Genomic DNA, 26,944 nt, shown 5'->3' on the forward strand with positions numbered 1-26,944 from the left:
ATGAACACCCTCAACTCCCTGCTGGACGGCTTCGGTACGGCTCTCACCCCGCTCAACCTGCTGTGGGCGGCCGTGGGCGTGCTGCTCGGCACGGCGATCGGGGTCCTGCCCGGCATCGGCCCGGCGATGGCGGTCGCGCTGCTGCTTCCGGTGACGTACGGGCTCGATCCGACCGGCGCGTTCATCATGTTCGCGGGCATCTACTACGGCGCGATGTTCGGCGGTTCGACCACGTCCATCCTGCTGAACACGCCCGGGGAGAGCGCGGCCGTGGTCGCGGCCATGGAGGGCAACCCCATGGCCAGGTCGGGGCGCGGCGCGCAGGCGCTGGCGGCCGCCGCCGTCGGGCACTTCGCGGGCGGCATGGTCGGCACGGTGCTGCTGGTCGCCCTCGCGCCGACGGTCGCCGACCTGGCCGTGGGCATCGGGGCCCCCGACTACTTCGCCATCATGGTGCTGGCGTTCATCGCCGTCACGTCGGTGCTCGGCTCGTCCCGGATCCGGGGCCTGGCCTCGCTGCTGATCGGCCTGACGATCGGTCTGGTGGGCCTGGACCGGATGACCGGTCAGCAGCGGCTGACCTTCGGCTCCCTGCAACTCGCCGACGGCATCGACGTGGTGATCGTCGCGGTGGGGCTGTTCGCCATCGGCGAGGCGCTGTGGGTCGCCGCCCACCTGCGGCGCAGGCCGCCCGAGCCGATCCCGGTGGGCCGGCCCTGGCTGGACCGCGCCGACCTCGGGCGCACCTGGAAGTCCTGGGCGCGCGGCCCGTTCATCGGCTTCCCGTTCGGCGCGATCCCGGCGGGCGGCGCCGAGATCCCGACCTTCCTGTCGTACGTCACGGAGAAGCGGCTGTCGAAGCACAAGGACGAGTGGGGCAAGGGGGCCATCGAGGGTGTCGCCGGCCCGGAGTCGGCCGCGTCGGCCTCGGCGGCGGGCACGCTGGTGTCCATGCTGACCCTGGGCCTGCCGACCACGGCGGTCGCGGCGGTGATGCTGGCCGCGTTCCAGCAGTACGGCATCCAGCCCGGTCCGCTGCTCTTCGAACGCGAACCGGACCTGGTGTGGGGCCTGATCGCCTCGCTGTTCGTCGGCATGGTGCTGCTGCTCGCCCTCAACCTGCCGCTCGCGCCGGTGTGGGCGAAACTGCTGCGCATCCCGCGGCCGTACCTGTACGCCGGGATCCTGTTCTTCGCGGCGGTCGGCGCGTACGCGGTCGGCGGTGAGGTGATCGACCTGGTGATCCTGCTGCTCATCGGCCTGGTCGGCTTCGGCATGCGGCGCTACGGGCTGCCGGTGCTGCCCGCCGTCATCGGCGTCATCCTCGGCCCGGCGGCCGAGCAGCAGCTCCGCCGCGCCCTGCAGATCAGCGACGGCAGCGTCACGGGCCTGGTCGGCACGCCGTTCTCGGTGACCGTGTACGCGGTCGTCGTGCTGCTGCTGGCCTGGCCGCTGGTGCGCAAGGCGCTGCCCCGCGGGCGCGGCGGGGCCTGACCGCACGCGGGGTTCCCGCCCGTCGGGGCGTGCGCGCCCCGACGGGCGGGTGCGGGCCGCGGCGGCCGGCCGCCGGCTCCGCCACCGCACCTGTCCGCGACCGCCGTGTCAGGCCGCCGTCCCCGTGGCGGTGCGCCACGGCACGAAGGCGTTCGTCAGGCCCGCGAGGGCCGGGCGCAGCTCCGGGTGGTGGCGCAGCAGCACCGTGATCATGCTGTTGTCGTCGATCCAGGCCATGCCGGCCCGGGAGTACACCTCGGGGGTGTAGTACTCGGTGAAGAAGCGGTCGCTGTTCAGCCGGCGCGAGGCCATCAGGACGAAGATGCGGAATGCCGTGTCGCTGAACGCGAACCCGGCCGGCAGCCTCTCCGCGTACAGCCCGACCATGAGGTCGACCTTCTCGATGTCGCCGCCGTAGAGCCGCTCGATCTGCCCGGCCCACACCGGGTCGTCCGTCAGCTCGGCGAAGCTCGCCGCGGGCTTCAGCCGCAGCAGCCGCCGGAACTCGTTGTAGCGGGGGACGCCCAGTTCACGGGAGCGCAGGATGTCGGTGGCGGCGAGGTCCTGGAGGTGCCCGTCGGGACGCTCGAACTCCTGGAGGAACCTGGGGAAGTTGTGCAGGGTGACCAGCCCGGGGTGGAGCGTGCCGAAGCTGTAGAGCAGGTCGGCCGTCCCGGTGGTCTCCAGGACCTTCAGCGCGCCCGGCCCCGAGATCTCGCGGAGGGTGCAGTGCCGCAGGGTCCGGTCGTCGGCCGCGGACCGCAGGTGCCATGCGTCGCGGACGAGCGGGTGCATGCGGTAGACGGCGACGAACTCCTCGGTGAGGGAGTACGGGACGCCGTAGTGGTCGGTGGCGCCACCGGGGATGCCGCTGAGGACCTCGCTGCGGCTGATCCGGCCGAACAGGTCGTGCACGCGTTCGCCCGCGACGCCCCACCAGTTGGCCCGCAGCGCCTTGACGGTCGTGGGGTGGCTGATCACCGCCGGTGTCCACTCCACGGTGTGGATCTTGGCGAGGAGTGCGGCGTTGACCAGCCGGGCGCGCTGGAACAGCTCCTCGTCGCCCCACGACGGGTACGCGTCGTGCAGGTGGTCGCAGATCGCGTTGTGCTCGCGGGCGAACAGGCTCTGCATCATCGCGAGCCCCAGCCAGAAGCCGGGCACGCGCGAGGGGTCGCGGGAGGGGTCCGAGGGGAAGGGTGACTGCTCGTCGCCCCACAGGCGGATCCTGCCCGCCTCACCGGTGCGCATCAGCCGCTGCTCGGTCTCGTTCGTCCCGTAGATCTGCGAGGCGTCCCACCAGTGGGAGGAGACGTTGACCCGGGTGTCGGGCGTCCCGGCGGGCGCCCGCGGGTCACGGGTCGGGTCGTCCGGCGTCCGCATGATCCGCATCGGCCGTTCCGGCCAGGGGTCGTCGTCCGTGAGCGGCACTTCCCAGGGCCGTTCCGTGGGGCTCGTCCCGTGGCTGAACCAGTCGCGGATCATGAACTGGAGCCAGGCGGCGACCAGCGAGTTGACCGACTCGGCCGGGATCAGCTCGTCGCGGGTGAGCAGGGCGCGGCTGACCTCGCGGGGACTCGGCCGGGACAGGACGTCCTCGGGGGCGGCCGGGGCGATCCGGTCCAGGGGGATGTTCCGGCCGAAACGGGTGCCCGCCATGCCCGCCCGCGGCTCGTCGAGGTCGTTGTGGCTGCCGTCGGCGGTCCGGTCGACCGTGTGGCTCCCGGACGGCGGCGCGGGATCGGGCTGGTTCACCGAGGGCAGGTGCCCGGTGTCGTGGAGGTTCCTCTGCCGGAGCCTGACGCGCAGTCCGAGGAGCGTCAGCAGGCCCGGCAGGACGGGCAGCCGGTCCCAGCCGACGCGCCGGTCGGCGTACTCGGCGCCGCCGGTGACGATCCGCCAGGGGAGAGAGGTTCGGTACCCGGCCGCGGAGGGCCGTCGGGCGCGTCGGTGCTCGGTCATCGCGGTACTGCTCCTTGGCTGGCTCCCGGTCGTGCCGCCGGGGCGGCCGCTCCAGGGGCGGATGGGTCGCCGAGGGCCACGCCGCTCGCCTTCTCGCCGGCCACGCGGACGGGGGGCGACGGCGAAGGGCCCGGGGGCGACGGAGGATCCCGGCGGCCCCGTCGGGAAGCCCGGTGCCCGCGAACGGGCGGGCCGGGACGCGGCGTCGGGAAGCACGCTTCACGGCCGTGGTCCCTCCCGAAGGAGCGGTGGCTCCCGTGACGACGGGAACCGCCGCCGAACGCCCCGGGGAAGTTGAGGCCCGAAGGGAGGGACCCCCTGGAACGCTCCGATTTCCATGCTAGAAGGGGCCTCGCCCACCTGCACGTCGAGGACCGCGGCCGCACCGCCGGCCGACGCGCAGCCCTCACCCGACCGGCCTAGTGTGGCAAGAGGGGGGTGACTCACCTCGAGGCCGACATGAGGAGAACCGCGATGGGAAAGGTCGCCACCCACACCTTCCAGACGTACCGAGCGGTCGCCAGTTTCGAGCGGGCCAGGGAAGTCGCCCGCACCACCTCGCCGTTCACCATCGAGGTCCGTTTCCTCGGCGGACTGACGGGCCATCAGCAGGACGCCTTCGCCGCGGCGGCCGACCGCTGGGCCAGGGTCATCGTCGGGGACCTGGACACCGCGCTCGTCGGCGGCGACGTCATCGACGACCTGCTGATCGAGGCCGAGGGCGTGGACATCGACGGCACCGGCGGCATCCTGGGGATGGCCGGGCCCACCGACTTCCGCGACGGGTCGGCCCAGTTCGGCCGGTTCCTGCCGGCGAAGGGCGTGATGAGGTTCGACTCCGCCGACCTCGACCGGATGGAGGCGGACGGCACGCTCGTCGACGTCATCACGCACGAGATGGGACACGTCCTGTGCGTCGGCACCCTGTGGGCCGACTTCGGCCTCCTCAAGGGCGCCGGCAGCCAGAACCCGACCTTCGTCGGCGCGGGCGCGATGGCGGAGTTCGCCGCGCTCCTCGGCGAGGAGGACCCGGTCCCGGTACCGGTCGCCAACTTCGGCGGGCCCGGCACCCAGGACAGCCACTGGCGTGAGGCCGTCTTCGTCCACGAACTGATGTCGCCGTTCATCTCCGGTGCGGACAACCCCCTGAGCCGGATGACCGCGGCCAGCCTCGGCGACATGGGCTACCAGGTCGACCTCGAGGGCGCCGAACCCTACGCGCTCCCGGATCTGCTCCGGATCGCCAGGGAGGGCGCCCTCGTGCCGCACACGGCGCCCCTGGGCGACGGCGTGATGCTCCCGGCCGTGCCCACCCGGCTGCCCGCCGCCACACCGTAGAGGCGCCGCGGGCGCCGTGCGCCACGGCGGTGACCGCCGTACGACCGCGGCGGTCACCGTCTCACGGCTGCCGCGGCCACCGCATCACGACCGCCACGGCCACCGTCGTACGGCCGCCGCCCCGGCGTCCCGGTCTGCGGTGACAGGGCGAGCCGGGGCGCGGCGTCCCGCCCCGGGCCACGGCCGACGACCCGGCCCGCCCTCCTCCTCGGCGCGCCTCCCACCGGGTGAGGGCCCTTCGGCGGCACGGCGAGCGAGTCCGGTGCGGCCGTCGTCCGCACCGGGCCGTCCGCACCGGGCCGTCCGGTGCGGGGCATCCGGTCCGGGACGTGCGGTCCGGTGCCTGCGCCGACGTCCGGGCCCCGCCGGGTCCGCTCCGCGGCCGTCCAGGTCCCCCGGGCGGCTCACGGCCGGCCGTGTGCGCCGCGGTGCGGGCCCGCCCGGCACCGGCTCCGGCGGCACGCCCGGACCACGACGCGGACACCAGCCTCCGTCCCGCCTCTTGACGCGTCAATGACAACGATGGCTTGATGTCCCCATGGGAGCGCTCCCATTCTCACCCGGGAAACCAGGGAAGGGGACACCATGGGCGGCACCCGCCTTTCGCGCCTGCACACGCTCACGGTCCGCGGCCTGCTGACCGCCCTGCTCCTGCTGCCCCTCGGCATGGTCCTCGCGCCGGGCGCGGCAGCCGCACCGAGGGCCGCCCCGGTGCGCGTCATGCCGCTGGGCGACTCGATCACCGGTTCGCCGGGGTGCTGGCGAGCGGTGCTGTGGAACCGGCTGCTGGACGCCGGCCACACGGACGTCGACTTCGTCGGCACCCTGCGCGAGCAGGGCTGCGCACTGGCGCACGACGGCGACAACGAGGGCCACGGCGGCGAACTGGTCACCGACGTGGCGGACCGGGACCTGCTTCCCGGACGGCTGGCGGCGACGCGGCCAGACATCGTTGTCATGCACTTCGGCACGAACGACGTCTGGAGCAACGTCTCCCCCGACCGCATCCTCGCCGCCTACACGGAGCTCGTGGCGCAGATGCGGGCGTCCAACCCGGACATGCGCGTCCTCGTCGCCCGGCTCATCCCCATGAACCCCGCCACGTGCGCCGCCTGCGCCCGGCGCGTCGCCGACCTCAACGCCCGGATCCCCGCGTGGGCCGAGGCGACGAGCACCGGCCGCTCCCCCGTGACCGCGGTCGACCAGTGGACGGGTTTCGACACGGCCACCGACACCTACGACGGCGTGCACCCCAACGCCGCCGGCGACGAGAAGATCGCCGCCCGCTGGTTCCCGGCCCTGTCGGCCCTCCTGGAGGAAGGGGTCCCGGGCGGCGGCCCGGGCGACGGCGACCCCGTCTGCACCGCGTCCTTCCGGGTCGTCGCCCGCTGGCAGGGCGGCCACCAGGCCGAGGTGACGGTGCGCAACGCCTCCTCCGTCCCCGTGTCGGGCTGGACGGTGACGGTCGTACCGGCGGACGGCGCCCGCCTCACCCAGGTCTGGAACGGCACCCTCACCGCGTCCGCCGACGGCACGGCCCGGGTCGCGGACGCGGGCTGGAACGGCGCCCTCGCCCCCGGCGCGAGCACCGCCTTCGGCCTCGTCGCCACGGCCCCGGCGACGTCCACCGCCCCCGCGGCGGCCGTCGACTGCGCGGCCACCCCCTGACGCACGACACGCACCGAGACCATCCCGCCCACCCCGTCCTGGAGCCGCCATGAGATCCCCTGCCCGCACCGCCCCACGAGCCGCCGGCCTCCTCGCCGCGCTCCTGGGTCTCCTGCTCCCGCTCCTCGCCCTCACCCCACCGGCCCACGCGGCGCCCACCGGCTTCCGCGTCCAGAACGGCCGGCTGCTGGAGGCCTCCGGGAACGACTTCGTGATGCGCGGCGTCAACCACGCCCACACCTGGTACGCGGACCGGATCAGCTCGCTGGCGCACATCAAGGCCAAGGGCGCCAACACGGTGCGCGTCGTCCTCTCCAGCGGCGACCGCTGGACCCGCAACGACGCCGCCGACGTGAGGAACGTCGTCGCGCAGTGCAAGCAGAACCGGCTGATCTGCGTCCTGGAGGTGCACGACACCACCGGCTACGGCGAGCAGAGCGGAGCGGTCACCCTCTCCCGCGCCGCCGACTACTGGATCAGCGTCCAGAGCGCCCTGACCGGCCAGGAGGACTACGTCATCGTCAACATCGGCAACGAGCCCTACGGCAACACCGACTATGCGAGCTGGACGGCCGACACCAAGGCGGCGATCCAGAAGCTGCGCAACGCCGGGTTCGGCCACACGCTGATGGTCGACGCGCCCAACTGGGGCCAGGACTGGGCGTTCACCATGCGCGACAACGCCGCCTCGGTGTTCGCTGCCGACCCGGACGCCAACACCGTCTTCTCCATCCACATGTACGGCGTCTTCGACACCGCCGCCGAGATCAGCGACTACCTGGGCCGCTTCGTGGCGGCGAAACTCCCGATCGTGGTCGGGGAGTTCGGCCACGACCACTCCGACGGCAACCCCGACGAGGACACCATCCTGGCCGTCACCCAACAGCTCGGCCTCGGCTACCTCGGCTGGTCCTGGAGCGGCAACGGCGGCGGCGTCGAGTACCTGGACATGGTCACGGACTTCGACCCGAACCAGCTGACCGGCTGGGGGCGGCGCCTCTTCGACGGCGCCAACGGCATCGCCGCCACCTCCGAGGAGGCCGAGATCTACTCCTCCGGCTCCGGCGGTGACACCACGGCCCCGACCGCTCCCGGCACCCCGGCCGCCTCGGCGGTGACCTCCTCGTCGGCCACCCTCACCTGGGGCGCCGCCACCGACGCGAACGGTGTCACGGGCTACGACGTCGTGCGGATCGGCGGCGGCGGGGAGACCACCGTCACCACGGCGACCGGCACCTCCGCCACCGTCACCGGCCTCGCCCCGGCCACGTCCTACACCTTCGCCGTCTACGCCCGGGACGCCGCCGGCAACCGCTCGCAGCGCTCCGCCACGGTGACCGTCACCACGTCCTCCGGCGGAACGACGGGAGCCTGCGCGGTCGGTTACCGGGTGACGGGCGAGTGGCCCGGCGGCTTCCAGGGCGAGATCGTCGTCCGCAACACCGGCGGCTCGGCGGTGAACGGCTGGACGCTGCGCTGGACCTTCCCCGGCGACCAGCGGATCACCAACCTCTGGGGCGGCACCCCGGCGCAGAGCGGCTCCGAGGTCAGCGTGACCGCCGCCTCGTACACCGCGACGATCCCCGCGTCCGGCTCCGTCACCCTCGGCTTCACCGCCTCGCGGTCCGGCGCCAACCCCAGCCCCACGGCGTTCAGCCTCAACGGTGCCACCTGTTCCGTGGCCTGACGAGCGCGCTGCCCGGAAGGTGTCGTTCTCCCTTCCGGGCAGCCACCCGTCCGCCGTCCGCCTCAGACCAGGTGGGCGAAGACCACCAGGTTCTCGGTGTAGTCCCTGGCGGCGCGGTCGTAGTCGCCCGCACAGGTGATCAGCCGGACCTCGGCCCTGGGGGCGTCGGCGTACACGAGCTCGTTCGGGAAGTCGTCCTTCTCGAACGCCTCCGTGTCGTGCACCTCGAACGTCGCCTTGCTCCCGTCGGCCCGCACCACCCGGAACCGGTCCCCCTCCTCCAGCTCGCTGAGCCGCGCGAACACGGCCGGTGACGTCGCCGTGTCCACGTGCCCGGCGATGATCGACGTGCCCGTCTCTCCCGGGGTGGCTCCCTTGGCGAACCAGCCGACCAGGTTGGTGTCGCGCGGCGGCGGGGCCTCGAGCTGCCCGCCCTTGCCGATGGCGAGATCGGTGAAGGGCGCGTCGACGTCGATCTCGGGGATGAGCAGCCGGGTCGGCTCGGACCGCGGCAGGCTCTTGCCGGACGGCTTGTCCTTGGCCGGCTTGTTCTTGGCCGGCTCGTTCTCCTCCGGGGCGGAGGCGGTGGAGACCGCGGGAGGGGCGTGCGGCACATGGGCGTCGTCGGGGGGTCTTCCCCGCCGCCGAGCAGCGTCATGATCAGCGCCAGGCCGGCTCCGCTCCAGAAGACCGCCGTCATGACGGCGCGCAGTCTCCGCCTCTTCGGCGTCGGCTCGGTTGCGGCCGGCTCGGTTTCACAGGGGGAAGGGGGACTGGCTGCCATCGGGGGGACCACCTCACTCGGACACGGCAGCGGACACGAGGGACTTGAGCAGCGAGCGGGACCGCCATGACGCGCTACGCGCGTCCGGCGGCCCCGGTCTCTATGACACCGGACATGGCTCAGGCCAGGTTTCCGGAGACCTTCTTGCGTCGCAGCGCGTACGCGCCGGTACCGAGGACCGCCAGCGCGGCCAGGCCACCCGCGGTGACACCCGGCTCGGCGAGGGCACCGCCACCGGTGTGCACGCCGCCGTGCGGCTTGTCGTACTTACCGTGCTCGTCCTCCTTGCCGCCCCAGGACTCCTCGCTGTGCGAGTCGTCCTTCTCCTTGTAGGACTCGGCGTCGTACTTCCGGTCCTTGGAGTTGCCCCAGTCCTCTTCGTTCACCGCGGCCAGGGCCCCACCGCCCGTGTGGACACCGCCGTGCGGCTTGTCGTACTTCTTCTCCTCCTCCTTCTTGCTGTCCTCCTCGTGCTTGCTGTACTCGTCCTTCTTGTTGTACTCGTCGTCCTTCTTGGACTCGTCGTCCTTGCTGTACTCGTCCTTGCTGTACTCGTCCTTGCTGTACTCGTCCTTGGACTCGTCGTCCTTGCCGTACTCGTCCTCGTTCAGCGAGGTCAGAGCGCCGCCGCCCGCGTGGACACCGCCGTGCGGCTTGCCGTGCTTGCTCTCCTCGTCGTCCTTCTTGTACTCGTCGTCCTTGCCGTAGTCGTCCTTCTTGTACTCGTCGTCCTTCTTGGACTCGTCCTTGCCGTACTCGTCCTTGCTGTACTCGTCCTTGCTGTACTCGTCCTTGGACTCGTCGTCCTTGCCGTACTCGTCCTTGGACTCGTCGTCCTTGCCGTACTCGTCCTTGGACTCGTCGTCCTTGCCGTACTCGTCCTCGTTCAGCGAGGTCAGAGCGCCGCCGCCCGCGTGGACACCGCCGTGCGGCTTGCCGTGCTTGCTCTCCTCGTCGTCCTTCTTGTACTCGTCGTCCTTGCCGTGGTCGTCCTTCTTGTACTCGTCGTCCTTCTTGGACTCGTCCTTGCCGTACTCGTCCTTGCTGTACTCGTCGTGCTTGCTCTCCTCCTCGTGCTTGCTCTCCTCGTCGTGCTTGCTCTCCTCGTCGTACTCCTTGCTGTAGGAAGACTTGTCGTGGTCCTTGTCACCCATGTGGTCCGCGTAGACCACGGGGGCGGAGATGGCGAGAGCCGCCGTGGCCGTTGCGGTGGCGAGCACCATGCGGGCAGAGCGCATCTGAGAGTCCTTCCATAGGCGGCCGGGCTGCTGACGCCTCGCCAGCACGGTGAACCCGGCCCCGCGTGATCCACAGTCGGCCATGCGATCCGGCCTCACCATCCGAGACGTTCACACGGGTTAATCCCCACGCTCTTACGGAGCACCAGGCGGCTCCCGGGCCTCACGGAACCCCCCGCGCCGGCGGCCGGAATCCGGTTCGCCGAGGTCTGCGCCGGGGCGCCGGGGACCGGCGGCACGGCGGGTTCCGGACCCGGGACGCAATCCCCGGGACCGGCGTCGACGACGTCCCGTGCGGTCCGCGGCACGGCGGCTCGCCTCCGGGGCGCTCGCCGTGGTGGCCGTCGCGGCCGTCGGCGTGCTTGCCCTTGCCTCCCGCGCCCGCCTAGCCTGACTTTGTGCCGCAAATAAACAAAACCCGATCGCACAGTGCCGTGCCGGGTACCGACCTCGTCCGACTCCGACTCGCCCTGACCCTCTTCTTCGCCCTCGACGGCTTCGTCTTCGCCGGCTGGGTGGTGCGCATCCCCGCCATCAAGGAGCAGACCGGCGCCTCCGCCAGCGCCCTGGGCCTCGCCCTGCTCGGCGTCTCCGCCGGAGCCGTCGTCACCATGACGCTCACCGGCCGCCTGTGCCGCCGCTACGGCAGCCATCCGGTCACCGTCGTCTGCGCGGTCCTGCTCTCCCTCAGTGTCGGGCTGCCCCCGCTGACCCACTCCGCCCCCGCCCTCGGCACGGTGCTCCTGCTGTTCGGTGCGGCCTACGGCGGGATCAACGTCGCCTTCAACAGCGCCGCCGTCGATCTGGTGGCCGCGCTGCGGCGGCCGATCATGCCCGGTTTCCACGCCGCGTTCAGTCTGGGCGGCATGCTCGGCGCGGGGCTGGGCGCCCTGGTCGCGGGCTCCCTCTCGCCCGCCCGGCACCTGTGGGGACTCGCCGCCGTCGGGCTGCTCGTGACGGCCGTGGCGGGGCGGATGCTCCTGCGGTGCGAGCCGCTGAACCCGGCGGACCGGGGGCGGTCCGAGCCGTCCGCCCCGCACCGGCCGTCGGGCCGTACCCGCGGGCTGGTGATCGTCTTCGGGCTCATCGCGCTGTGCACCGCGTACGGCGAAGGGGCGCTGGCCGACTGGGGCGCGCTCCACCTCGAGCAGGACCTCGGCGCCTCACCGGGTGCCGCGGCCCTCGGGTACTCGTGCTTCGCGCTCGCGATGACGGTCGGACGGCTGACCGGCACGACCCTGCTCGAGCGGCTGGGCCGGACCCGGACCGTGCTCGCGGGCGGCTCCACCGCGACGGCCGGGATGCTGCTCGGCGCGCTCGCGCCCTCCCTGTGGGCCGCCCTGCTCGGCTACGCGGTCACCGGGATCGGTCTCGCCAACCTCTTCCCCGTGGCCGTCGAACGGGCCGGCGCGCTCGCGGGTTCCAGCGGTGTCGCCGTCGCCTCCACGCTGGGCTACGGCGGCATGCTCCTCGGCCCGCCCGCGATCGGGTTCATGGCGGACTGGTCCAGCCTGCCGGTCGCGCTGACCAGCGTGGCGGTGCTGGCCGCGGTGGCCACGCTCATCGGTTTCGCCACGCGCCGGGTGGACACGGGCTGAGCCCGCACGCGCCCCGCGCCGCCGGGACGGCCGCCCCCGCGGACCCGGTCCGCACGGTGCTCCCGGCCGTTCGGCTGTTCGGCGCAAACCGCCTGATCGGCCGCCCCGCGTCGGGGTACCCGCTCTTCCGCGCCCGCCGGCCGCACGTCGACGGGCGGTGCGCACACGACCGACCCCGCGGAACAGGGAGAGACCGTGACCGAACAGCAGAACCCCGCCGGGCAGCATCCGACCCCCGACTTCCCGTCCCAGGACCAGCCGCATCCCGGCTGGACCGGTCCCATGGACCCGCCGCCGGACCACGGGGAGGACTCCTACCGGGGCAGCGGCCGGCTCACGGACCGCAAGGCCGTGATCACCGGCGGGGACTCCGGGATCGGGCGGGCGGTCGCCCTGGCGTTCGCGCGTGAGGGCGCCGACGTGCTCTTCACCCATCTGGAGAGCGAGAAGGACGAGGCCGCCGAGACCACGCGCCTGGTGGAGGAGGCCGGCCGGCGGGCCGTGCCCGTCTCGTGCGACATCCGGGAGGAGGAGAACTGCCGGGCGCTGATCGACCGCGCCGTGTCGGAGTTCGGCCGGATCGACGTCCTGGTGAACAACGCGGCGTACCAGATGTCGCAGCCGGACGGCATCGAGGCGATCTCCACCGAGCAGTTCGACCGGGTGATGCGCACCAACCTGTACGGCATGTTCTGGCTGTGCAAGATGGCGCTGCCGCACATGCCGGAGGGCGGCAGCATCATCAACTCGACCTCCGTGCAGGCCTACAAGCCGAGCCCGCACCTGCTGGACTACGCGACGACCAAGGGGGCGATCGTCACCTTCACCCAGGGGCTGGCGCAGATGGTGATCGAACGCGGCGTCCGCGTCAACGCCGTGGCACCGGGACCGGTGTGGACACCGCTGATCCCGGCGACGCTGCCGGACACGAAGGAGTTCGGCAAGCAGGCGCCCATCGGGCGGCCCGCCCAGCCGGCCGAGATGGCCCCGGCGTACGTCTTCCTCGCCTCCCAGGAGGCGTCGTACATCACCGCGGAGATCGTCAACGCGACGGGCGGGACGCCACTGCCGTAGGAGAACCGTCCGGAGACCGCGAGGGCGGGCCGGACCGGGGTGCGCTCCGGCCGCGTACGGCAGACTCCTGTGCATGGACACTTCCTGGTTCCTGGAAATCCTGGACGAAGAGGGGCAGTTGCTGGCCACCGCCGCCGAGGAGGCCGGCGTGGACGCCGCGGTGCCGGCCTGCCCGGGCTGGCGGGTGGGCGACCTGCTGCGGCACACCGGCGTGGTCCACCGGTGGGCCGCCGGGTTCGTCGCCGACCGGTGGACCGCTCCCCGCCCGATGGGCGAGCCCCCGCAGACCGACGGCGCGGAACTCGTGGACTGGTACCGCGACAGCCACCGCCACCTCCTCGACGTCCTGACCGGCGCGCCGCCCGACGTGGAGTGCTTCACCTTCCTGCCCGGACCGCCCTCCGCGCTCGCCTTCTGGGCCCGCCGCCAGGCGCACGAGACGGCCGTGCACCGGTTCGACGCGGAGTCGGCGCGCGGCGGCGCCGCCACGCCGATCGCCACGGACTTCGCCGTGGACGGCATCGACGAACTGCTGCGCGGCTTCCACGCCCGCCCCAGGAGCCGGGTGCGCACCGAGGTGCCGCGCGTCCTGCGGGTGCGGGTCACCGACGCCGACGCGGTGTGGACCGTGCGGCTGTCCCAGGAGCCACCGGTGACCGTGCGGGACGCGGGCGGGGACGCCGAGTGCGAACTGGCCGGCCCCGCGGAGCGGTTGTACCTTGCGCTGTGGAACCGGCTGCCGGTGCCGGCGGTTTCGGGGGACCCGGCGCTCGCCGCGCTCTGGCGTGACGCGTCCGCCGTGACCTGACGCCCCGGGAGCGGGCGCTCAGCCGTCCGTGAGCATCCGGGCCAGCACCGCGCGCTGCACGGGCAGCACCTCGCCGTGCAGCGCGCGCCCCTTCGCCGTGAGGGACACCCGCACCCCCCGCCGGTCCTCCGGGCAGATCCCGCGCTCGACCAGCCCCTCCCGCTCGAGGCGGGCGATCAGCCGGGACAGCGCGCTCTGGCTCAGATGGACACGCTCGGAGATCTCCTGGACGCGGTAGGAGCAGCCGTGGGCGGCGGAGTGCGCGGCGAGTACGTCCAGGACCTCGAAGTCGCTGGCGCACACCCCGTGTCCGTGCAGCGCGCGGTCGAGCTCGCACTGGGTCCGCGCATGCAGCGCGAGCATGCTCCGCCAGCGTTCCACGAGCGCCTGTTCGGCCTGCGTCGCCGCCATGGGCGCACCGTAGCAGGACCACCGGTCCCTTGCCGCGGCCGAGTGCCCGGGGCATGATTCCGGAACGACCGCGGACGGGGGACGCGCATGACGGGACACGGGGGACGCACATGACGGGACACGGGGGACGACGGACCCAGGCCGAGCGGGACGCGATCACCGTCGAGATCGGGTACGCGCTGTGCAGTGCGGCCTTCGCGGCGGCGGTCGTCTTCGGGGCCGTGGCGGGACCGGCGCTGCTCTTCGCGCTGCCGGACGTCCTGGAGACCGTGCTGCTGCGCGCCGGGCTGGTGCTCGCGCCGGTCCTGTTCGCCGTCCGTACGGCCGCCGTGCTGCTCCGCTCCGGGCGGCCGGTTCAGCCCAGCCAGCCCGGCCGCACCAGTCCGGACTCGTAGGCGAGGACCACCAGTTGGGCCCGGTCGCGGGCACCCAGCTTCACCATGGTGCGGCTGACGTGGGTCTTGGCGGTGAGCGGGCTCACGACCAGGCGGCGGGCGATCTCCTCGTTGGACAGGCCGATGCCGACCAGGGCCATCACCTCCCGCTCCCGTTCGGTGAGCCGGGCCAGGGCGCCGGCGGCGGCCGGTTCCTTGGAGCGGGCCGCGAACTCGGCGATCAGGCGGCGGGTCACCCCGGGCGAGAGCAGCGCGTCGCCCGCGACCACCGCCCGCACCGCGCGCAGGAGTTCCTCCGGCTCGGTGTCCTTGACCAGGAAGCCGGAGGCGCCCGAGCGGATCGCCTCGAAGACGTACTCGTCCAGCTCGAAGGTGGTGAGCATGACCACCCTCACCTCCGCCAGCTCCGCGTCCCCGGTGACCCGGCGGGTCGCTGCCAGGCCGTCGAGCGCGGGCATGCGGATGTCCATCAGGACGACGTCGGGCCGCAGTTCGCGGATCAGGCGCACCGCCTCCTCGCCGTCGGACGCCTCCCCCGCCACCTCGATGTCCGGCTGGGCGTCCAGCAGCGCGCGGAATCCCGCCCGGACCAGTGCCTGGTCGTCGGCGAGCAGTACGCGGATCACCGGTCCTCCCCGGTCTCGAGCGGCAGCACGGCGAGCACCCGGAAGCCCCCGTCGGGGCGCGGGCCCGCCTCGATGGTGCCACCCAGCGCGGCGGCCCGCTCCCGCATCCCGGCGAGCCCCTTGCCGCCGCCGCCCGCGTCGGCGCCGGTGGCCGGACCGTCGTCGTCGACGCACAGGCTCAGCCGCCCCTCGCCCCGTTCGACGCGCACGTGCGCCCGCCGCGACCCGGAATGCCGTACGACGTTGGTGAGGGCCTCCTGGACGATGCGGAAGGCGGCCAGGTCCGTGCCGGGCGGCAGGTCCGGCGGCTCCCCCTCGACGGTGACCGTGAGGCCCGCGCTCGCGGCCTGTTCCACCAGCTCGGGCAGCCGGTCCAGGCCGGGCGCCGGGGTGCGGGGCGCGGCGCCGGGCGCCCGTAGTGTGTCGAGCACCTGCCGCACCTCCCCGAGCGCCTCCTTGCTCTTGTTCTTGATGGTGGTGAGCGCGGTGCGCGCCTGCTCCGGGTCGCTGTCCAGCAGCGCGAGCCCGACGCCCGCCTGCACGTTGATGACGGAGATGCTGTGCGCGAGCACGTCGTGCAGCTCGCGGGCGATCCGCAGCCGCTCCTCGTCCGCGCGCCGGCGCGCCGCCTGGGCCCGCTCGGCCCTCTCCCGCGCCCACTGCTCGCGCCGGGCCCGGGCCAGCTCCGACACCGCCACGACCGCCACCGCCCAGGTGGCGGCCACGATCTCCTGGTTCCAGGAGGCGCCCGGGTCGCCGGACGGCGGCAGCCACCGGTACAGCACGTGGGCCATGAGCGCGTGCCCCGCCCAGAGCGTCCCCAGCGCCGCCCACGCGGCGCGGCGGCGCCCCGAGACGACGGCGCTGAAACAGGCCACGGCGATGGTGAGGAGGACCGGGCCGTACGGGTATCCGGCCCCCAGGTAGAGCAGGACGGCGGCGACCGTGCCGAACGCCACGATCGCGGGGTGACGCCACCGCCACAGCAGCGTCACCCCCGCGACGAGCAGCAGCGCCCGCGCGAAGGGGTCCAGCGCGACGCGCCCGCCCTCCTGGGCGTGCTCCGCGAAGTCGGAGCCGACCAGCACGAACGCCGTGAGCAGCGCGGTGGAGCGCCAGGGCCACCGGGGGCGCCGGTCCTCGGCGCCGTCGTCGGGCCGGTCGGGCCGGCCGTCCCGTCCGGGCGGGCCGTGCCGCCACCACCGGGCGGGCGGCCCGTGGTGCCACCACCCGGACGGCCCGCCGCGCCCACGTCGCTCGTGCATGCCGGCCACGCTAGACGCCGGACGCCCCGCGCGGCGTCACCCCGGCGCGGTGCTCACACGTACTCCCGGCGAAGTACCTCCGCCGGCGACGGAGCGGGGCGGCGGCCGTCCGCCGGTGGACGGGGACCGGCAGGAGCAGCACGGCGGGGAGCGAGTTCGCCGAGGCGACGGGCGCGGATCCGGGGCCGGGCTGCGGTCGCCGCACGCCCGGGTGCTGCGTCAGGATCCGGAGCTGCTGCCCTCGCCCCCGGTTCCGGCGGCCTGGGGGGCGGGGGCCCGCCCGGCCCCCTCCTGCCGCGGACACGGCAGGCCCACGGTGCCGGCGAGTTGCCCCACCGCGTGCCGGAAGAACGTCTCGCGGTCCTCCACGACCCGGTTGAACTGCCCGAACAGCTCGAATCCGACGAGCCCGAAGAGCTGCGCCCAGGCCGCCACCATCGCCACCGCCACCTCGGGCGGCAGGTCGGGCGCGAAGTCGGCGGCCATCCGCACGGCCTCGGGCCGCAGGTCGTCCGGCAGCGGGGGCCGGACCAGCCCGTCGCCCCGGTGGGCGTCGCGGAGGATGCCGATGAGGACGAGGGCGACCCGGGAGGCGGGCGGGACGGTGCTCCGGGGCGCGGTGTAGCCGGGGACCGGCGAGCCGTAGATCAGCGCGTACTCGTGCGGGTGCCGGAGCGCCCAGCCGCGCACGCCCTCGCACACCGCGGTCCAGCGCCGCACGGCCCCGGCGCCGGCGGCCGCGTCGTGCGCCGCCTCGGCGGCCGCGCCGAGGGAGTCGTAGGCGTCGATGATGAGGGCGGTCAGCAGGTCGTCACGGCTGGGGAAGTAGCGGTACAGCGCGGAGGAGGCCATGCCGAGCTCACGGGCCACGGCCCGCAGGGAGAGCTTCGCGGCGCCCTCCTCCGCGAGCTGCCTGCGGGCCTCTTCCTTGATGGCCGCCGTGACTTCGATCCTGGCCCGGGCACGGGCGCCGTGTGCGGTGCTCATGGGATCAGTGTTCCACGGAAGCAGAGCACCGCACACAAAGGAGAGCACTGAACCGGAAAGAGAGCACTGCTCTTGTCCTGGACCGCCGGTCTCGGGCAGACCGGCGTCCATCGACGAGAGCAGTGCTCACACAAGAGAGCATCGCTCACGAAAACGACCGCGTCCCTGGGGGTCCGCACATGTCCACGCACGTCAAGAAGCCCGGCTGGTTCACCGTCCACGTCGTCAACCGCCCCGTCGCGTGGCTGACCCGCCGCGGACTGAGCGTCTGGGGCTCACGGATCCTCGCCGTCCGCGGCCGCAGGAGCGGACAGTGGCGGACGACCCCGGTCAACCTCCTCACCGTGGACGGCGAGCAGTACCTCGTCGCGCCGCGCGGTCACGTCCAGTGGACGCACAACATGCGCGCGGCCGGCGGCGGCGAGCTGCGCCTGGGCCGGAACGTGGAGGTCTTCACCGCGACCGAGGTGGCCGACGACGACAAGCCGCCGCTGCTGCGCGCCTACCTCGAGCGGTGGAAGGCGGAGGTCGGGGTCTTCTTCGGCGGAGTCGGCCCCCGCTCCTCCGACGACGAGCTGCGCCGCATCGCCCCCGACCACCCGGTCTTCCGCATCACGACCCGGAGCTGACCGCGTCGTCCGCGGGACGCCGGTCCAGCGCCATCAGCGCCCGGTGGGCCAACGGGTGGGTGCGCACCAGCTCGCCGAGCGTCGTCGAGCCCCGGGTGATGTCCTTGAACGCCTTCCAGGCCGGGCGGAAGCCGGTGAGGACCGCGTGGAACACCCCGGGACGCCGCTCGAACGCCGCGAGCATCCGCTTGCCGACACTCATCTCCACGCCGAGGCCCGCCTTGACGGCGAAGGCGTAGTTCAGCGCCTGCCGGCGCGTGTCCACGGCGTCGTGGGCCTCGGCGATCCGCACCGCCCACTCCCCCGCCAGCCGGCCCGAGCGCAGCGCGAAGGAGATGCCCTCGCGGGTCCACGGCTCCAGCAGCCCGGCCGCGTCCCCGCACACCAGCACCCGCCCGCGCGACAACGGCGAGTCGTCGGCGCGGCAGCGGGTCAAGTGGCCGGAGGAGATACTCGGTTCGAAGCCGGCGAGGCCGAGCCGCCCGATGAAGTCCTCCAAGTACCGCTTGGTCGCGGCGCCTTCACCCCGCCGCGAGATCACGCCGACGGTCAGCGTGTCGCCCTTGGGGAACACCCAGCCGTAACTGCCGGGCATGGGGCCCCAGTCGATGAGCACCCGCCCCTTCCAGTCCTCGGCGACCGTCTCCGGCACCGGGATCTCCGCCTCCAGGCCCAGGTCGACCTGGTCGACCTTGACCCCGACGTGTGCTCCTATCCGGCCCGCGCTGCCGTCCGCGCCGACGACGGCCCGCGCGAGCACCGTCCCGCCGCCCTGCAGCACGAGGGCGACCGTGCGCCGGTCCGGTACGGCCGAGCCGTGCTGCTCGACCCGCTGCACGGTGACCCCGGTGCGCAGCTCGGCGCCCGCCTTCTGCGCGTGCTCCACCAACTGCTGGTCGAACTCGGGCCGGTTGATCAGCCCGAACAGCATCTGCCGGGAGCGGCGGGTGCGGCTGAAGCGGCCGTTGTGGGAGAACGTCACCGCGTGCACCCGGTCCTTCAGCGGAAGCTCGAAGCCGGGCGGGAGCGCGTCGCGCGAGGGGCCGATGATGCCGCCGCCGCAGGTTTTGTAGCGCGGCAGCTCCGCCTTCTCCAGCAGCAGCACGCGCCGCCCCGCGACCGCCGCCGCGTAGGCGGCCGAGGCCCCCGCGGGTCCCGCACCCACCACGACGACGTCCCACACCTGCCGCACGTCGTCCGCCGAAGAGTTCTCGCTGCTCACGATGGTCTACTGCTCCCGATCAAGCCGCCTGCCGCTGTCTCCCGCATCCTACGGCGGCGGTCACCGCAGGCCGCTGTGGGAGGATCGGCGGCGTGGGTGCCCCGTACACGGGAATGTGCCCGCGCCCGCACGATCATCTCGTACACAGAAGTACGCAGAAGTACAACGTCGCACCCACAAGGAGCGTGCCCATGTCGTCGAATCCGGTCGCCGCGACCGTCGCCTCCCTCATGCCCAGGGCGAAGGCGGAGCTCACCGAACTGGTGGCCTTCAAGTCGGTGGCGGACTTCGGCCAGTTCCCCCGCGAGGAGAGCGAGGGCGCCGCGCGCTGGATAGCGGACGCGCTCACCGCCGAGGGGTTCCAGGACGTGGCCCTGCTCGACACCCCGGACGGCACCCGGTCGGTGTACGGCTTCCTGCCCGGCCCGGAGGGCGCGAAGACCGTGCTGCTGTACGCGCACTACGACGTGCAGCCGCCGCTGGACGAGGCCGGCTGGACCACCCCGCCCTTCGAGCTGACCGAGCGGGACGGCCGCTGGTACGGGCGCGGGGCCGCCGACTGCAAGGGCGGCGTCATCATGCACCTGCTGGCGCTGCGCGCGCTGAAGGCGAACGGCGGCGTCCCCGTGCACGTCAAGGTGATCGTCGAGGGCTCGGAGGAGCAGGGCACCGGCGGCCTGGAGCGGTACGCCGAGGACCACCCCGAGCTGCTGGAGGCCGACACGATCGTCATCGGCGACGCGGGCAACTTCCGCGCCGGCCTGCCGACGGTCACCTCCACCCTGCGCGGCATGACGCTCGTCCGGGTGCGGATCGACACCCTGGAGGGCAACCTGCACTCCGGCCAGTTCGGCGGTGCCGCGCCCGACGCGCTGGCCGCGCTGGTGCGCGTCCTGGACTCGCTGCGCGCCGAGGACGGCACCACGACCGTCGACGGGCTGACCAGCGACACCGCCTGGGACGGGCTGCAGTACGAGGAGGAGCAGTTCCGCAAGGACGCGAAGGTGCTCGACGGCGTGGAGCTGATCGGCTCCGGCACGGTCGCCGACCGCATCTGGGCGCGCCCGGCGGTCACCGTGCTCGGCATCGACTGCCCGCCGGTGGTCGGCGCCACGCCGTCGGTCCAGGCGAGCGCCCGCGCGCTGATCAGCCTGCGGGTGCCGCCGGGCGTCGACGCGGCGGAGGCGACGAGGCTGCTCCGGGCGCACCTGGAGGCGCACACGCCGTGGGGCGCGCGGGTGAGCACCGAGCAGATCGGCCAGGGCCAGGCGTTCCGCGCGGACACCGCCAGCCCGGCCTACCAGGCGATGGCCGACGCGATGGCGGTGGCGTACCCGGGCCAGGAGATGCAGTACGCGGGTCAGGGCGGCTCGATCCCGCTGTGCAACACCCTCGCCGCCCTCTACCCGAAGGCGGAGATCCTGCTCATCGGGCTGAGCGAGCCGGAGGCGCAGATCCACGCGGTGAACGAGAGCGTGTCCCCCGACGAGCTGGAGCGGCTGTCGGTCGCGGAGGCGCTGTTCCTGCGCGCCTACGCGTCCGACGCGGGCTGAGCGCGGCGGCCCGCCGCTCCGCCGGATCCCCCGTCCCCGGGCGGGGGATCCGCCCCGCCGTCCTCCCGCGGACGTCACCGGGCCCGTCCCCCGCTCATCCGACCGGCACCCCGGCCTCCAGGTACATCGCCTTCCCGCGTTCCCGGGCCCGCAGCGCCCGGCGCAGCCGCTCGTAGCGGACCGGCGGCAGCAGCTCGGCGGCCTCCTCCTCGGAGGCGAAGCGCCAGTCGCGCAGTTCGGGTCCGGGCAGCAGCAGCCGGCCGATGTCCTCGGAGTCGAGACGGCCGCCGTCGAAGAGCAGGCGCAGGCCGCCGAACGCGGGCGGTGCGGGCGGTTCCCAGTCGACGACGAGCAGTGCCGGTACCTCGTCGAGGCGGATCCCGGTCTCCTCGGCGACCTCGCGCATGCCCGCGCGTGCGGGTGCCTCCCCGCGTTCCACGACCCCGCCCGGGAACTCCCAGCCCGCCTTGTAGGTCGGGTCGACGAGCAGCACCCGGTCCTGCTCGTCGAAGAGCAGGACCCCGGCGGCGACGGTCTCGGCGGTGGGCTCGGGCGTCTGCACGATGTCGCAGGCGGGCGCCGCGCCGCTGCCGACCGCCTCGGCGATCCGCAGGGCGGCGTCGTACGGGGTCAGGGCACCGGTGTCGATCGGGTAGGCGTCGGCGGTGAGCCAGGAGGCGAGAGCGGACTTGTACGGCTCGATGTGGTCGTAGGACCACTGCCGGACGCGTATCTCGCCGTCGGGGAGGTCCGCGGGAACCTCACGGCCGGCTATGCGCTCCCGCAGGATCGTTTCGGCCGGGGCGAGGAGGACATGGCGGACCGGGATCCGGCGGGCGGCGAGGCCGCCGAAGATCTCGTCGCGGTGTTCCTGGCGCAGCAGGGTCATGGGGACCACGAGGGTCCCGCCGAGCTCGGCGAGCATCGCGGCCGCCGTGTCGATCACGAGCCGTCGCCAGATCGGGAGGTCCTGGAAGTCACCGACCTCGGCGAGGTGCTTGGGCGGCAGCAGACGGTCCAGTGCTCCGCCGATGACCTCGGGGTCGAAGAGCGTGCTGTTCGGGATCAGCTCGATCAGTTCGTGCGCGGTGGTGGTCTTTCCCGCCCCGAACGCGCCGTTGATCCAGACGATCACGGTTCCCCCTCTTCTGTTGGCCCCCTGTGGCTTGCCCGCTCCACCCTGCCACGGAAACCAGCTCCAGTTGAGAACGCATGACGACGGCGCCGGCACCCCGGGACGAGGGGCGCCGGCGCCGTGCGGTCCTGCCGCGGGACGCGTCAGTCCCTGCCCTCCCGGGTCCGGTCCAGGTCCAGGACGTCGTCGGCGTCGACGGTCCGGTCGAGGGTGCTGAGGGCGTCGTCGGTGCCGAGGGCGTCGGCGCTCCCCCCGAGCGCGTGCGACGGGGTGACCGCCGCGACGACGAAGCCGGTGGCGAGGGAGGCGATGGCGAGCATGCTGCGCTTCTTCATGACGGGCTCAACTGCCCGAACGGCTCCGGGGTCACGCACGGGTTCGCGCGGTCGCGCCGGCGGCCGTGTCCGGCTCCGCCCCGGCGGAGCGCCCCGGGCGGGCCCGGACGCCCCCCGGCACCCCGCGCGGGGCCCGCGCCCGGGAGGCCGCGTTCAGACGCCCATGGCCGCCGGGTCCGTCCGCCTGGCCAGCGCCGCCGCAGCGGCGCCCACGAGACCGGAGTCGGTGCCCATCCGCGCCGGGGCCACCGTGAGGCGCCGGACGAAGGACAGGGTGGCGTACTCGGTCAGGGCCTCGCGCAGGGGGGTGAAGAGGATCTCGCCGGCCTTGCCCACTCCCCCGCCGATCACGGCGATGTCGATCTCGACGAGGGTCGCGGTGGCCGCGATGCCGGCGGCCAGCGCCCGGGCGGCCCGTTCGAAGGAGGCGACGGCCACCGGATCCCCGGCCCGGGCGGCCGTGGCCACCGCGGCGGCGGAGGTGTCGCCGTCCGGGCCGGGCCGCCAGCCGTCGGCCAGGGCGCGGCGGGCGATGTTCGGGCCGCTCGCGATGCGCTCCACGCAGCCGCGCGCGCCGCACGGGCACGGGTCGCCGTCCAGGTCGACGCTGATGTGGCCGATGTGGCCCGCGTTGCCGGTCGGTCCGGGGTGCAGCCGGCCGCCCAGCACCAGGCCGCCGCCGACCCCGGTCGACACGACCATGCACAGCGCGTTGTCGTGGCCGCGGGCGGCGCCCTGCCAGTGCTCGGCCGCCGTGATCGCCACGCCGTCGCCGATCAGCTCCACGGGCAGGCCCCCGGCCGCGTCCCGGACCCGGGCGACGAGCGGGTAGTCGCGCCAGCCCGGCACGTTCACCGGGCTCACCGTGCCCGCGGAGGCGTCCACGGGGCCGGCGCTGCCGATGCCCACGGCGCGGGCGCTGCGCCACAGCGGGGACGCGTGGAGTTCGCCGAGCACGGCTTCGACCGCCCGCATCACGGTCTCCCCGTCCTCCCGCGCGGGCGTCGGCCGCTGGGCGCGGGCCAGGATCCGGCCCCGGCCGTCCACCAGCGCGCCGGCGATCTTGGTGCCGCCGATGTCGAGCGCAGCCACGAGGTCGGTGTGCATCAGTGTCGGATCTCCCCGTCAACCATCAGAAAACGCCCGGAAGGCCCCTGGGCGGCCGAGGAGGCGGCACAGGGGGCAGAGAACACCCCGGCCGCGCGGCGACGCGCGGGCCGGAGGGTGCGGTGGACAGTGTCCCCCGAGCCTGACAACGTTGTCCAGGCTCTATGCTCGACGCCACATCCTCATACAACCCCACGGCCCCACGCATCCCCGTGGACGACAGGACAGGACACCGCACCGTGCCGGAGACGCCCCGCCGCACCGACCACCTCCCAGGGACCCGTTACGGCAGCCGTCCGACGATGAAGGACGTGGCCGCCCGCGCCGGGGTCGGGCTCAAGACGGTCTCCCGGGTGGTCAACGGCGAACCCGGGGTCACGCCGGAGACGGAGCGCCGCGTCCAGGAGGCCATCGAGGCCCTCGGCTTCCGCCGCAACGACAGTGCGCGAGTGCTGCGCAAGGGCCGCACCGCCAGCATCGGACTGGTCCTCGAGGATCTGGCGGACCCGTTCTACGGGCCGCTGAGCCGGGCGGTCGAGGAGGTGGCCCGCGCACACGGCGCCCTGCTGATCAACGGCTCCAGCGCGGAGGACGCCGACCGCGAGCAGGAGCTGGTGCTGGCGCTGTGCGCCCGCCGGGTGGACGGGCTGGTGGTGATCCCCGCCGGCGACGACCACCGGTATCTGGAGCCGGAGCTGAAGGCGGGCGTCGCCACCGTGTTCGTGGACCGGCCGGCCGGGAGGATCGACGCGGACGTCGTCCTGTCGGACAACTACGGCGGCGCCCGCGACGGCGTGGCGCACCTGATCGCACACGGACACCGCAGGATCGGCTTCATCGGCGACATGCCCCGCATCCACACCGCGGCCGAGCGGCTGCGCGGCTACCGGACCGCCATGGCGGACGCGGGCATACCGGTGGCGGACTCCTGGATGTCACTGGGCGTCACCGACCCCGAGCGGGTGCGCCGGGCGGCCGAGGAGATGCTCTCCGGTCCGGATCCGGTCACCGCGATCTTCACGGGCAACAACCGGGTGACGGTCACCGTGATCCGGGTGCTGGCCGGGCACGCGCGCCGGGTCGCGCTGGTCGGCTTCGACGACATCGAGCTCGCCGATCTGCTCCAGCCGGGTGTCACGGTCGTCGCCCAGGACGCGGCGGCCCTCGGCCGGACCGCTGCCGAGCGCCTCTTCCGCCAGCTGGACGGCACCCTGCTCCGCCCCGAGCGGATCGAGCTGCCGACCCGGCTGATCACGCGCGGCTCCGGCGAGCTGCCCCCGGCGGACTGAGCGGACGGCACCGGCGGCCGCGCCGTGATCCGGTGCCGGCCGCCGGTGCCGTCCCCGCGTCCGCGCCGCCCGCGACGGGCCTGCCGCGCGGGGGCCCGGAGACGACCCCCTCGACCGGGGGCCGCGTCACGGGCGGACGGCCTCACCCGCGAGGGGTGCCTCCGCGCCCCCGCAGTCCCCGGGGCCCTGGGCGTCCCCGGGACCCTCGGGCTCCCAGCGCAGCAGGTCGCCCGGCTGGCACTCGAGCACCTCGCAGAGCGCGGCGAGCGTCGTGAACCGCACCGCCTTGGCGCGGCCGTTCTTGAGGACCGCCAGGTTGGCGGGCGTGATCCCGACGCGTTCGGCGAGCTCGCCCACGGACATCTTCCGCCTGGCCAGCATCACGTCGATGTCGACGGCGATCGGCATCAGATCACCTCGGCCAGCTCGGCCCGCATCCGTGACGCCTCGACGTCGCGCGCGACGGCCTGGGCGAGCAGCATCCGCAGCACCAGCACGACGAGCGCGACACCCAGGACCGCCAGACCGGCCCCGCCCAGCAGGAGCACGACGCCCGGGGCCACGGCCTCGCCCGGCGCCAGGAGCACCCCGAGCGTGAACACCAGGAGCGCGGCGGCCACGAACGCGCCGATCACGATGTGCACGTACCGGAAGGCGGCGTGGGAGAACACGGTCCCGCGCCGCACCATCGTCACCAGGCGCCAGACGCAGACCAGGACGACCTGGGCGGTCACCACCCCGAGCACCACGACGAGCAGGAACGGGGTGCGCAGGTGCGCGTGGTCCGCGTCCAGCCCTTCCAGATCGCTCGCCAGCAGCGGCACCATCACCGCCTGCACGAACACCGAGCCCGCCAGCAGCGCTCCGAGCACGGCACGCAGCGCGAACACCGTCAGTTGCCCCATGACCCCTCCTCCGATCGAACCACGATGGAAATCTATCGAGATTCGATAGGTGAGGCAAGCGGGCGGCCCGGCTACCGCACCGAGGTCGTGAGGTCGCCCCGCCGGGACGCCGCGAACCCCTGGAGGTCGGCGCGGGTCAGGCCGGTCAGCCGTGCCACCTCGGCGACGTCGAGGGCGCCGCAGTCCAGGCCGCGCAGCAGGTACCCGGCGAGGGCCTTGGCGGTGGCGGGCTCGTCCATGACGTCGCCGCCGGCCCGGCCGGCGTACCGGGCGAGGCGGGCGGCGGCCTGCTCGAAGCCCTCGCGGTAGAAGGCGAAGACGGCCGCGTAGCGGGTGGGGAGGTGGCCGGGGTGCATGTCCCAGCCCTGGTAGTAGGCGCGGACCAGGGCGCGGCGGGTGAGTCCGTAGTGCAGGCGCCAGGCGGCGTGCACCTTCTCGGCCGGCCCGACGGGCAGGACGTTGGTGGAGCCGTCGCAGACCCGCACCCCGGTGCCCGCCGCCGCGACCTGCATGACGGCCTTGGCGTGGTCGGCGACCGGGTGGTCGCCGGCCTGGTGAGCAGCGGAGACGCCGAGGCAGGCGCTGTAGTCGAAGGTGCCGTAGTGCAGACCGGTGGCGCGGCCCCCGGCGGCCTGGATCATGCGGGCGACGGTGGCGGTGCCGTCGGCGGCCAGGACGGCCTGGCTGGTCTCGATCTGGATCTCGAAGCCGATCCGGCCCGGCCCGAGGCCGTGCGCCTCCTCGAAGGCCTCCAGGAGGCGGACCATGGCGGTGACCTGCTCGGGGTACGTGACCTTGGGCAGGGTCAGGACCAGCCCGTCCGGCAGGCCGCCGGCCCCCATCAGGCCGGTGAGGAAGACGTCCAGGGTGCGGATGCCCCGGTCCCGGACGGCGGCCTCCATGCACTTCATGCGGATGCCCATGCAGGGGGCGGCGGTGCCGTCGCCGTACGCCTCGGCGATCAGGCGTGCCGCGCGGGCGGCGGCCTCGTCCTCCTCGGCGTCGGGCCGGTTCCCGTAGCCGTCCTCGAAGTCGACGCGCAGGTCCTCGACCGGCTCGCGCTCCAGCTTGGCGCGGACGCGGCCGTACACGTCCTCGGCCAGCCGGTCGTCCAGGCCGAGGACGGCGGCGAACGACGCGGCGTCGGGAGCGTGTTCGTCGAGCGCGGCGAGGGCCCGGTCGCCCCAGGAGCGGAGGGTGCCGGCGGCGAAGGCGTCGCCGGGGACGTAGACGGTGTGGACGGGCTGACGGGTGCCGGGGTCTCCGGGGTAGCGGCGCTCCAGTTCGGCGTCGACTGGCGCGAGGGAGGCACTGATCCCCTCGCTGACGGCACCCGCGAGACTCGTCGCCACCCGCTCCTGCTGGCCCTGCCCCATGCCGCACACTCCTCACTTCCGCCATACGGAATCAACAATCCGTAGAACGAAGCTATCG

Annotated in this window: 24 protein-coding genes and 1 pseudogene; 11 read left to right on the forward strand and 14 right to left on the reverse strand. The window is 73.7% G+C overall.

What is annotated here, in order from left to right; translation table 11 throughout:
• Positions 1–1,494 (forward strand): tripartite tricarboxylate transporter permease, encoded by a 1,494-nt coding sequence (locus tag GL259_RS06525; RefSeq protein ID WP_159530052.1) that lies wholly within the window; start codon positions 1–3, stop codon positions 1,492–1,494.
• Between the two features lie 108 nt (positions 1,495–1,602).
• Here the strand turns inward: GL259_RS06525 and GL259_RS06530 are convergent, their stop codons facing one another.
• Entirely contained in the window at positions 1,603–3,456 is a 1,854-nt protein-coding gene (locus GL259_RS06530; RefSeq protein WP_159530054.1) for a peroxidase family protein, read from the reverse strand.
• A 474-nt stretch (positions 3,457–3,930) separates the two neighbouring features.
• Here GL259_RS06530 and GL259_RS06535 point away from each other — a divergent pair, with 474 nt between their 5' ends.
• The 3 genes from GL259_RS06535 to GL259_RS06545 all read left to right on the forward strand — a co-directional run bounded on the left by GL259_RS06535 (position 3,931) and on the right by GL259_RS06545 (position 8,149).
• Entirely contained in the window at positions 3,931–4,794 is an 864-nt protein-coding gene (locus GL259_RS06535) for a leishmanolysin-related zinc metalloendopeptidase (RefSeq protein WP_159530056.1), read from the forward strand.
• Positions 4,795–5,379: 585 nt separating this feature from the next.
• Positions 5,380–6,462, forward strand: coding sequence for a GDSL-type esterase/lipase family protein (locus tag GL259_RS06540; RefSeq protein WP_159530058.1), 1,083 nt, complete (start codon positions 5,380–5,382; stop codon positions 6,460–6,462).
• Positions 6,463–6,511: 49 nt separating this feature from the next.
• Positions 6,512–8,149, forward strand: a complete 1,638-nt coding sequence (locus tag GL259_RS06545; protein ID WP_159530060.1) for a cellulase family glycosylhydrolase — start codon at positions 6,512–6,514, stop codon at positions 8,147–8,149.
• A 62-nt stretch (positions 8,150–8,211) separates the two neighbouring features.
• On the opposite strand, the pseudogene GL259_RS06550 reads toward GL259_RS06545, so the two are convergent.
• Both GL259_RS06550 and GL259_RS06555 read right to left on the reverse strand, forming a co-directional pair.
• A pseudogene (locus GL259_RS06550) lies at positions 8,212–8,849 on the reverse strand (class F sortase).
• 203 nt (positions 8,850–9,052) lie between these two features.
• On the reverse strand, positions 9,053–10,171 hold the full coding sequence (locus GL259_RS06555) for a DNA primase (protein WP_243762265.1): 1,119 nt from the start codon (positions 10,169–10,171) through the stop codon (positions 9,053–9,055).
• Between the two features lie 434 nt (positions 10,172–10,605).
• On the opposite strand from GL259_RS06555, the gene GL259_RS06560 reads away from it, so the two are divergent.
• The 3 genes from GL259_RS06560 (at position 10,606) to GL259_RS06570 (ending at position 13,651) form a co-directional block, all read left to right on the forward strand.
• Positions 10,606–11,769 (forward strand): MFS transporter, encoded by a 1,164-nt coding sequence (locus GL259_RS06560; RefSeq protein ID WP_159530062.1) that lies wholly within the window; start codon positions 10,606–10,608, stop codon positions 11,767–11,769.
• Positions 11,770–11,964: 195 nt separating this feature from the next.
• Positions 11,965–12,843 (forward strand): SDR family oxidoreductase, encoded by an 879-nt coding sequence (locus GL259_RS06565; RefSeq protein WP_159530064.1) that lies wholly within the window; start codon positions 11,965–11,967, stop codon positions 12,841–12,843.
• A 73-nt stretch (positions 12,844–12,916) separates the two neighbouring features.
• Positions 12,917–13,651, forward strand: coding sequence for a maleylpyruvate isomerase family mycothiol-dependent enzyme (locus tag GL259_RS06570; protein WP_159530066.1), 735 nt, complete (start codon positions 12,917–12,919; stop codon positions 13,649–13,651).
• A gap of 18 nt (positions 13,652–13,669) precedes the next feature.
• Here GL259_RS06570 and GL259_RS06575 read toward each other — a convergent pair whose 3' ends face one another.
• Positions 13,670–14,062, reverse strand: coding sequence for a MarR family transcriptional regulator (locus GL259_RS06575; RefSeq protein WP_159530068.1), 393 nt, complete (start codon positions 14,060–14,062; stop codon positions 13,670–13,672).
• 110 nt (positions 14,063–14,172) lie between these two features.
• Here GL259_RS06575 and GL259_RS06580 point away from each other — a divergent pair, with 110 nt between their 5' ends.
• Positions 14,173–14,457: a DUF6332 family protein gene (locus GL259_RS06580; protein WP_159530070.1), complete on the forward strand. Its 285-nt coding sequence runs from the start codon at positions 14,173–14,175 to the stop codon at positions 14,455–14,457.
• On the opposite strand, the gene GL259_RS06585 is transcribed toward GL259_RS06580, so the two are convergent.
• From GL259_RS06585 to GL259_RS06595, 3 genes are all read right to left on the reverse strand, one after another.
• A complete protein-coding gene (locus GL259_RS06585; protein ID WP_159530072.1) occupies positions 14,418–15,083 on the reverse strand; it encodes a response regulator transcription factor in 666 nt (221 codons plus the stop codon). The genes GL259_RS06580 and GL259_RS06585 overlap by 40 nt on opposite strands.
• Positions 15,080–16,348 (reverse strand): sensor histidine kinase, encoded by a 1,269-nt coding sequence (locus tag GL259_RS06590; RefSeq protein WP_159530074.1) that lies wholly within the window; start codon positions 16,346–16,348, stop codon positions 15,080–15,082. Before GL259_RS06590 ends, GL259_RS06585 begins: the two co-directional genes overlap by 4 nt.
• Before the next feature lie 219 nt (positions 16,349–16,567).
• Positions 16,568–17,335 carry a TetR/AcrR family transcriptional regulator gene (locus tag GL259_RS06595; RefSeq protein WP_159530076.1) on the reverse strand — a complete coding sequence of 256 codons (768 nt, stop codon included), beginning with the start codon at positions 17,333–17,335 and terminating at the stop codon, positions 16,568–16,570.
• 179 nt (positions 17,336–17,514) lie between these two features.
• On the opposite strand from GL259_RS06595, the gene GL259_RS06600 reads away from it, so the two are divergent.
• Positions 17,515–17,964 (forward strand): nitroreductase family deazaflavin-dependent oxidoreductase, encoded by a 450-nt coding sequence (locus GL259_RS06600; protein ID WP_159530078.1) that lies wholly within the window; start codon positions 17,515–17,517, stop codon positions 17,962–17,964.
• Here GL259_RS06600 and GL259_RS06605 read toward each other — a convergent pair.
• Positions 17,948–19,186 (reverse strand): geranylgeranyl reductase family protein, encoded by a 1,239-nt coding sequence (locus GL259_RS06605; RefSeq protein WP_159530080.1) that lies wholly within the window; start codon positions 19,184–19,186, stop codon positions 17,948–17,950. The genes GL259_RS06600 and GL259_RS06605 overlap by 17 nt on opposite strands.
• A 191-nt stretch (positions 19,187–19,377) precedes the next feature.
• On the opposite strand from GL259_RS06605, the gene GL259_RS06610 reads away from it, so the two are divergent.
• Positions 19,378–20,739 carry a dipeptidase gene (locus tag GL259_RS06610; protein WP_159530082.1) on the forward strand — a complete coding sequence of 454 codons (1,362 nt, stop codon included), beginning with the start codon at positions 19,378–19,380 and terminating at the stop codon, positions 20,737–20,739.
• A gap of 94 nt (positions 20,740–20,833) precedes the next feature.
• Here the strand turns inward: GL259_RS06610 and GL259_RS06615 are convergent, their stop codons facing one another.
• The 3 genes from GL259_RS06615 to GL259_RS06625 form a co-directional block, all read right to left on the reverse strand.
• Complete coding sequence (locus GL259_RS06615) at positions 20,834–21,874, reverse strand: NUDIX hydrolase (RefSeq protein WP_159530084.1); 1,041 nt, start codon at positions 21,872–21,874, stop codon at positions 20,834–20,836.
• A gap of 143 nt (positions 21,875–22,017) precedes the next feature.
• Positions 22,018–22,209 (reverse strand): hypothetical protein, encoded by a 192-nt coding sequence (locus tag GL259_RS06620; RefSeq protein WP_159530086.1) that lies wholly within the window; start codon positions 22,207–22,209, stop codon positions 22,018–22,020.
• A gap of 153 nt (positions 22,210–22,362) precedes the next feature.
• The gene (locus GL259_RS06625; protein ID WP_159530088.1) at positions 22,363–23,316 is read right to left on the reverse strand and encodes an ROK family protein; all 954 of its coding nucleotides are present in this window, start codon (positions 23,314–23,316) and stop codon (positions 22,363–22,365) included.
• A gap of 212 nt (positions 23,317–23,528) precedes the next feature.
• Here GL259_RS06625 and GL259_RS06630 point away from each other — a divergent pair, with 212 nt between their 5' ends.
• Positions 23,529–24,605, forward strand: a complete 1,077-nt coding sequence (locus tag GL259_RS06630) for a LacI family DNA-binding transcriptional regulator (RefSeq protein WP_166461434.1) — start codon at positions 23,529–23,531, stop codon at positions 24,603–24,605.
• Between the two features lie 126 nt (positions 24,606–24,731).
• Here the strand turns inward: GL259_RS06630 and GL259_RS06635 are convergent, their stop codons facing one another.
• The 3 genes from GL259_RS06635 to GL259_RS06645 all read right to left on the reverse strand — a co-directional run bounded on the left by GL259_RS06635 (position 24,732) and on the right by GL259_RS06645 (position 26,886).
• A complete protein-coding gene (locus GL259_RS06635) occupies positions 24,732–25,013 on the reverse strand; it encodes a helix-turn-helix transcriptional regulator (RefSeq protein ID WP_159530092.1) in 282 nt (93 codons plus the stop codon).
• Positions 25,013–25,510, reverse strand: coding sequence for a DUF2975 domain-containing protein (locus tag GL259_RS06640; protein ID WP_159530094.1), 498 nt, complete (start codon positions 25,508–25,510; stop codon positions 25,013–25,015). The genes GL259_RS06635 and GL259_RS06640 overlap by 1 nt, the downstream gene beginning before the upstream one ends.
• A gap of 71 nt (positions 25,511–25,581) precedes the next feature.
• Positions 25,582–26,886 carry an aldolase/citrate lyase family protein gene (locus tag GL259_RS06645; protein ID WP_159530096.1) on the reverse strand — a complete coding sequence of 435 codons (1,305 nt, stop codon included), beginning with the start codon at positions 26,884–26,886 and terminating at the stop codon, positions 25,582–25,584.
• Positions 26,887–26,944: the final 58 nt, after the last annotated feature.

The sequence above is a fragment of the Streptomyces sp. Tu 3180 genome, from assembly GCF_009852415.1.
In the GTDB taxonomy this organism is placed as follows: Bacteria; Actinomycetota; Actinomycetes; order Streptomycetales; family Streptomycetaceae; genus Streptomyces.

Bases quoted from the DNA above. Each gene is read 5' to 3' on its own strand.
- GL259_RS06525 (WP_159530052.1), top strand. From the start codon at position 1: ATGAACACCCTCAACTCCCTGCTGGACGGCTTCGGTACGGCTCTCACC.
- GL259_RS06530 (WP_159530054.1), bottom strand. From the start codon at position 3,456: ATGACCGAGCACCGACGCGCCCGACGGCCCTCCGCGGCCGGGTACCGA.
- GL259_RS06535 (WP_159530056.1), top strand. From the start codon at position 3,931: ATGGGAAAGGTCGCCACCCACACCTTCCAGACGTACCGAGCGGTCGCC.
- GL259_RS06540 (WP_159530058.1), top strand. From the start codon at position 5,380: ATGGGCGGCACCCGCCTTTCGCGCCTGCACACGCTCACGGTCCGCGGC.
- GL259_RS06545 (WP_159530060.1), top strand. From the start codon at position 6,512: ATGAGATCCCCTGCCCGCACCGCCCCACGAGCCGCCGGCCTCCTCGCC.
- GL259_RS06555 (WP_243762265.1), bottom strand. From the start codon at position 10,171: ATGCGCTCTGCCCGCATGGTGCTCGCCACCGCAACGGCCACGGCGGCT.
- GL259_RS06570 (WP_159530066.1), top strand. From the start codon at position 12,917: ATGGACACTTCCTGGTTCCTGGAAATCCTGGACGAAGAGGGGCAGTTG.
- GL259_RS06575 (WP_159530068.1), bottom strand. From the start codon at position 14,062: ATGGCGGCGACGCAGGCCGAACAGGCGCTCGTGGAACGCTGGCGGAGC.
- GL259_RS06580 (WP_159530070.1), top strand. From the start codon at position 14,173: ATGACGGGACACGGGGGACGACGGACCCAGGCCGAGCGGGACGCGATC.
- GL259_RS06590 (WP_159530074.1), bottom strand. From the start codon at position 16,348: ATGCACGAGCGACGTGGGCGCGGCGGGCCGTCCGGGTGGTGGCACCAC.
- GL259_RS06595 (WP_159530076.1), bottom strand. From the start codon at position 17,335: ATGAGCACCGCACACGGCGCCCGTGCCCGGGCCAGGATCGAAGTCACG.
- GL259_RS06600 (WP_159530078.1), top strand. From the start codon at position 17,515: ATGTCCACGCACGTCAAGAAGCCCGGCTGGTTCACCGTCCACGTCGTC.
- GL259_RS06610 (WP_159530082.1), top strand. From the start codon at position 19,378: ATGTCGTCGAATCCGGTCGCCGCGACCGTCGCCTCCCTCATGCCCAGG.
- GL259_RS06620 (WP_159530086.1), bottom strand. From the start codon at position 22,209: ATGAAGAAGCGCAGCATGCTCGCCATCGCCTCCCTCGCCACCGGCTTC.
- GL259_RS06625 (WP_159530088.1), bottom strand. From the start codon at position 23,316: ATGCACACCGACCTCGTGGCTGCGCTCGACATCGGCGGCACCAAGATC.
- GL259_RS06635 (WP_159530092.1), bottom strand. From the start codon at position 25,013: ATGCCGATCGCCGTCGACATCGACGTGATGCTGGCCAGGCGGAAGATG.
- GL259_RS06640 (WP_159530094.1), bottom strand. From the start codon at position 25,510: ATGGGGCAACTGACGGTGTTCGCGCTGCGTGCCGTGCTCGGAGCGCTG.
- GL259_RS06645 (WP_159530096.1), bottom strand. From the start codon at position 26,886: ATGGGGCAGGGCCAGCAGGAGCGGGTGGCGACGAGTCTCGCGGGTGCC.